This is a genomic window from Kytococcus sp. HMSC28H12 (assembly GCF_001816045.1).
Lineage (GTDB): Bacteria > Actinomycetota > Actinomycetes > Actinomycetales > Dermatophilaceae > Kytococcus > Kytococcus schroeteri.
Genome location: NZ_KV824435.1, coordinates 1 through 5,139 on the forward strand (window position 1 = coordinate 1; position 5,139 = coordinate 5,139).

General features: G+C 74.2%; 7 protein-coding genes. 3 read left to right on the top strand and 4 right to left on the bottom strand.

All coding sequences use genetic code 11. The annotated features are described in order from the left end of the window. Positions 1–623 (bottom strand): hypothetical protein (locus tag HMPREF3099_RS05795; RefSeq protein ID WP_202816704.1); only part of this gene is annotated, 623 nt, incomplete at its 3' end. Positions 624–643: 20 nt separating this feature from the next. Continuing rightward, on the bottom strand, positions 644–1,039 hold the full coding sequence (locus HMPREF3099_RS05800) for a selenium-binding protein SBP56-related protein (protein ID WP_070705123.1): 396 nt from the start codon (positions 1,037–1,039) through the stop codon (positions 644–646). A gap of 122 nt (positions 1,040–1,161) precedes the next feature. On the opposite strand from HMPREF3099_RS05800, the gene HMPREF3099_RS05805 reads away from it, so the two are divergent. Further along, the gene (locus HMPREF3099_RS05805; RefSeq protein WP_070705127.1) at positions 1,162–2,079 is read left to right on the top strand and encodes a PhzF family phenazine biosynthesis protein; all 918 of its coding nucleotides are present in this window, start codon (positions 1,162–1,164) and stop codon (positions 2,077–2,079) included. A 35-nt stretch (positions 2,080–2,114) separates the two neighbouring features. Next, entirely contained in the window at positions 2,115–2,609 is a 495-nt protein-coding gene (locus tag HMPREF3099_RS05810) for a hypothetical protein (RefSeq protein ID WP_070705124.1), read from the top strand. A 31-nt stretch (positions 2,610–2,640) separates the two neighbouring features. Here HMPREF3099_RS05810 and HMPREF3099_RS05815 read toward each other — a convergent pair whose 3' ends face one another. After that, entirely contained in the window at positions 2,641–3,645 is a 1,005-nt protein-coding gene (locus HMPREF3099_RS05815) for a dihydrofolate reductase (protein ID WP_070705125.1), read from the bottom strand. An 84-nt stretch (positions 3,646–3,729) separates the two neighbouring features. After that, positions 3,730–4,524 carry a thymidylate synthase gene (locus tag HMPREF3099_RS05820; RefSeq protein ID WP_070705126.1) on the bottom strand — a complete coding sequence of 265 codons (795 nt, stop codon included), beginning with the start codon at positions 4,522–4,524 and terminating at the stop codon, positions 3,730–3,732. A gap of 70 nt (positions 4,525–4,594) precedes the next feature. Here HMPREF3099_RS05820 and HMPREF3099_RS05825 point away from each other — a divergent pair. Then, positions 4,595–5,139: aminotransferase class III-fold pyridoxal phosphate-dependent enzyme (locus HMPREF3099_RS05825; RefSeq protein WP_237769763.1), on the top strand; the 545-nt coding region annotated here is incomplete at its 3' end.

Consider the following 5,139-nt stretch of genomic DNA (forward strand, 5'->3'; position numbering starts at 1 on the left):
GCCCAGAGCCGGTCGAGGTTCACCCAGTGGCTGCGCAGGACCTCCAGCCCCATCACCTCGTACACGGCCAGCGCCATCGCGGCCGAGACCACGGCCATGGCCAGGGCGTGGACGACGGCCAGCCCGGCCGCCTGCCACAGGGCCGTGCCCAGCGACAGCGTGAGCCCCTCGGGCGTCGGGGCGCCCGCCCCCACGACGACGGGCGCCAGCATCAGCCCCGCGCCGGTGGTGGTGGACATGAGGAAGGACCACCAGGCGAGCTCCCAGAAGCCCAGGCGCATGCCCACCCAGCGGAAGTGGCGGCGGCGCCCCAGCAGGTAGACGCCGAAGCCCACGAGCAGCACGGCGACCACGCCGAGCGCCACGGCGTGGGTGACCGCCCCGGCGACCACTGCGGTCACCAGGGCGGTCGGCAGCACGGAGAGCTCGTGCCCCAGGGCGATCGGCACGATCGCCCCGAGCAGCGCCCGACGGCTGCGCTGCTGCAGCCCGAAGGAGACCGCGAAGAGCCACCCCATGCCGGGGTTCAGCCCGTGGAAGGCCCCGAGCCCGGCGCTGGCGAGCCAGTCACCGAGCCCGAGGTCCGCCGGGGCGTGCTCGTGGCCGCCGTGGGCCGGGAGCACGCCCGGGCTCGCGCCACCGGTCACCGGAAGCAGTACGAGTCGCTGGAGGAGTCGCCACCCTGCAGGCGCACCTGGTGCACCCGGTTGCCGCGGAAGTCCTCGCCGTGCGGGAAGAACGTCTCGTCCAGCACCATGCCGCCGTTCTCCGGGTCGACGTCGGCCTTCGCCATCCACGCACCCACGCCCTCGGGATACAGGTCGTCGTCCCAGGCGCCGTAGAGGCTGTTGGTCCAGTAAACGCGGCAGCCGTACGCGGCGCTCTGGGGGTCCAGGTCCACCACGGCCAGCGCGTTCGGCTGGTCCGCGCCGTCGAACTGGAAGGTGGCCACGTACGCCAGCGTCTCGGCGGGCGCGCGGGTGGCCATCGTGGGGGAGGGGTAGAAGGTCTCGTCAGGCTTCCACGAGGTGCGGGACACGCAGGTCATCATTGTGTGCTGAGGTGATTGACAGCATCACGAAGCGTCACATGCGAGGCTGGGTGTCCCCAACTCCCGCCGACCGGTGGGAGATCACAGTCCGGGAGGTCACCGTGCGGTCCATGCTCCGGGTCACCGAGGTCGACGTCTTCGCCACCGGCCCGTTCACCGGCAACGGGCTGGCCGTGGTGCACGGCGCCGACCACCTCACCGACGAGCAGCTGCAGGCCGTCGCCCGCTGGACCCAGTTCTCCGAGACGGCGTTCCTGCTGCGCCCCACCGTGCCGGGCGCCGACTACCGGGTGCGGATCCTCACCCCGGTGACCGAGTACGCGTTCGCGGGGCACCCCACGCTCGGGGCCGCCCACGCCTGGCTCGGGGCCGGAGGGGTGCCGGGGAGCCGCTCCGACGGCGGCACGGGCACCGTGGGAACTGGGGGCACTGCGGGAACGGTGGTGCAGGAGTGCGGCATCGGGCTGGTCACCGTGCGCCGCGACGGGGCGGGCGCGGAGGGGACGGAGGGCGCACCGGGCCGGACGGACCAGGCAGGTGCGCTGCTGTCCTTCGCCGCCCCGGAGCGCACCCGCACCGGCCCGTTGGCCCAGGACGACCTGGCCCGCGTCCTCGACGCGCTGGGGCTCACCGCCGCGGACGTCGTGGCCCACGCGTGGGGCAGCAACGGGCCGCAGTGGCGGATGGTGGAGCTCGCCGACGCCGAGGCGGTGCGGGCCGTGGGCGGATCGCTCGTGGGGACGGGTCTGCGCTGTGGCGTCGTCGGCGTCGAGACGGACCCGGGTGCCGGCGTCGCCTACGAGGTGCGCGCCTTCACCTCCCAGCACGAGGACGCCGTGACCGGCAGCCTGCAGGCCTCCGTGGCGCAGTGGATGCGGGAGCGTGGCCGGGTGCCGCGACGGTGGACGGCCGCGCAGGGTGGGTCCGTGGGTCGGGCCGGCCGGGTGGAGCTCCTGGACGACGGGCACGACGTGTGGGTGGGCGGTCGGTGCGCCACCCGGGTGAGCGGGACCCTGCACCTGGGGTGAGGAACGGCCTCGGCCTGCCCCGTCTACGATGCGGCATGACGACAGCCACGTCCGACTGGAGACGGGACCGAGTGGGTTCCGCCCTGCGCGGTGAGAACCCCACGGTGCTGCGCCGCCTCCGGGCCGGCTTCGCCGTGATCGGGGACGTGCAGCACTTCCCCGGCTACTGCGTGCTCATCACCGACGACCCCACGGCCACGACGCTGACCGACCTGACCGTCGAGCGGCAGGAGGACTTCCTGGCCGATGCCGCGCTGCTGGCCCGCGCGGTGGAGCACGTGGTGCGCCGGCGCGACCCGGCCTACCGCCGCATCAACCTCGAGGTGCAGGGCAACACGGATGCCTTCCTGCACGCCCACGTCACACCCCGCTTCGCCTGGGAACCCGACCCCCTCGTCCGATGGCCCGCTGGTGTGACCTGGTGGGCGGGGGTCCCGGACGCCGCCTCGTGCGCTCTCGGAGCCGAGCACGACGGGCTGCGGGCGGAGATCACCGCTGCCCTGGACGCGGGCCTCGGCGACCGGCGCTGACCCCGCACCGCGGGCCCGGGGCCCGCGCCCCTCAGCCCCGGCGGTACTCCACCACCTCGAAGCCGTCGGCCGGGCGGCGGGAGATCTCGCGCCAGTCCGGGCCGATCTCGGGGAAGAACGTGTCGGCGTCCTGCGGGGCCTGGTGCACCTCGCTCACCACGAGGCGGTCCGCGTGCGGCAGCGCGTCGGCGAACACGCCCGCGCCCCCGACGACGAACACCTCCCCGTCACCGGCCATGAGCAGCGCCTCGGCCCAGGTGCGGGCCACGAGCACCTCGGGGAAGCGGGGGCCGGCCTCCCGGTCGCACGGGTCCACCTGGCCGCCGGGCAGCCAGTCCCGGTCGCTGGTGAGCACCACGTGGCGGCGTCCGGGCAGCGGCCGCCCGAACGACTCGAACGTGCGCCGGCCCATCACCATCGTGCCGCCCATGGTGGTGTCCTTGAAGTGCTTGAGGTCGGCGGGCAGGTGCCACGGCAGCCCGCCGTCCCGGCCGATCGCCCCGTTCTCTCCCACGGCCACCACGAGCGTCAGCGTCTGGTCGAAGCCCCGCGTCATGAGCGGGGGCACGCGCTCGCCGAGCTCGTGGGCCTCGGCCAGGGCGGTGAGCACCTGGGCCTCGTGCGGCACGGTGCGCTCCGGCAGGGCGTCCAGCGGCCACCAGCGCAGGTCGGCGGCCTTGTCCGGCTCCTGCAGCGCGGGCTCCCCGGTCCAGCGGCGGGGACGCACGAAGACGTCGATCCGCTCCTCCAGCGGGGTGGAGATCGCCACGTGGCGGTGCAGCACGCTGACGGGCTCGAGGTCGTCGAGGTGCACCTCGATGCCGAGCTCCTCGGCCGCCTCACGGGTGGCGGTCTGCAGGAAGGACTCGCCGGCCTCCACGTGCCCGGCGGCACCGCAGGCCCACCACCCGTCCATGTACCCGGTGCCGCGGCGCAGCTGCAGGAGCACCTCGGTGCGGGGGCCGGGCTGGTCGGGGGCCTGGCGCAGCACCACGAGGTAGGTGGACGGGACGACCTGGAAGCGCGGGGAGGGCATGGGGGGAGTCTCGCAGGTGGGCCCCGCCGCGGGCGGCTGCCGGTGCGTCGACGGGCTCAGCCCGGGTCAGCCCCACGGCGGCGCTCAGACCGCGATGGGGGCGCTGATGGCCGGGTGCGGGTCGTACCCGTGGACGGTCACGTCCTCGAGGTCGAAGGCGTCCAGCTCCCGCACGGCGGGGTTGAGCTCCAGAGTCGGCAGCGCACGCGGCTCCCGGGCGAGCTGCGCGCGGGCCTGCTCGAGGTGGTTGGAGTACAGGTGCAGGTCGCCCATCGTGTGCACGAAGTCGCCGACCTCCAGGCCGGTGACGTGCGCGACCATGTGGGTGAGCAGCGCATAGCTGGCGATGTTGAAGGGGACGCCCAGGAAGAGGTCGGCGCTGCGCTGGTAGAGCTGGCAGCTCAGGCGGCCGTCGGCCACGTGGAACTGGAAGAGCGCGTGGCACGGCGGCAGGGCCATCTCGTCCACCTCGGCCGGGTTCCACGCGCTGACGACGTGGCGGCGCGAGGCCGGGTTCTCCCGGATGCTGCGGACCACCTTCGCGATCTGGTCGACGCTGCCGCCGTCGGGCGAGGGCCAGGAGCGCCACTGCGCGCCGTAGACCGGGCCGAGGTCACCGTTCTCGTCGGCCCACTCGTTCCAGATGTGGATGTCGCGCTCCTGCAGCCAGCGGACGTTGGTGTCCCCGCGCAGGAACCACAGCAGCTCGCCGACGACGCCCTTGCGGTAGATGCGCTTGGTGGTGACCAGCGGGAAGCCCTCGCGCAGGTCGTAGCGGGCCTGGCGGCCGAAGACGGCCAGGGTGCCGGTGCCGGTGCGGTCGTCGGTGGCGACGCCGTTCTCCAGCACGTCGCGGAGCAGGTCGAGGTACTGGCGCATGGGGGCAAAACTACCGAGGCTGGGCCCACCCGGGAACCGTGGGCCACCCGGCGCAGTAGGGTCCCGCACTGTGACCCGCAGCACCGATGCCGCCGCCCGCGACGCCGCCGTCCTCTGGCACCCGTACTCGCGCCGCTCCGGGGCCGTGCCGCCCCGCGAGGTGGTCGGCGCGAAGGGCTGCCGCCTGCACCTGGCCGACGGCTCCACCCCGCTGGACGCGATGTCCTCCTGGTGGTGCATGGTGCACGGCTACCGGCACCCGCGCCTGGACGCCGCGGTGCACGCGCAGGTGGACCGGTTCAGCCACGTGATGTTCGGCGGCCTCACCCACGCCCCGGCGGTGGAGCTGGCCGAGCGCCTCGTCGCCATGACCCCCGAGCCGCTGCGCCACGTCTTCCTCGCGGACTCCGGCTCGGTGTCCGTGGAGGTGGCCCTGAAGATCTGCGCCCAGGTGCAGCTGGGCCGCGGACGCACCGGCCGGCACCGCATGCTCACCGTGGCCGGCGGGTACCACGGCGACACCCTGGCGCCGATGGGGGTCTGCGACCCGGACAACGGCATGCACGCCATGTTCCGCGGGGTGCTCACCGAGCACGTGTTCGCCCCGCGCCCGCC

What these genes read in the sequence shown, in the direction of transcription:
- HMPREF3099_RS05805 (WP_070705127.1), top strand. Translation starts at nt 1,162, where the DNA reads ATGCTCCGGGTCACCGAGGTCGACGTCTTCGCCACCGGCCCGTTCACC.
- HMPREF3099_RS05810 (WP_070705124.1), top strand. Translation starts at nt 2,115, where the DNA reads ATGACGACAGCCACGTCCGACTGGAGACGGGACCGAGTGGGTTCCGCC.
- HMPREF3099_RS05815 (WP_070705125.1), bottom strand. Translation starts at nt 3,645, where the DNA reads ATGCCCTCCCCGCGCTTCCAGGTCGTCCCGTCCACCTACCTCGTGGTG.
- HMPREF3099_RS05820 (WP_070705126.1), bottom strand. Translation starts at nt 4,524, where the DNA reads ATGCGCCAGTACCTCGACCTGCTCCGCGACGTGCTGGAGAACGGCGTC.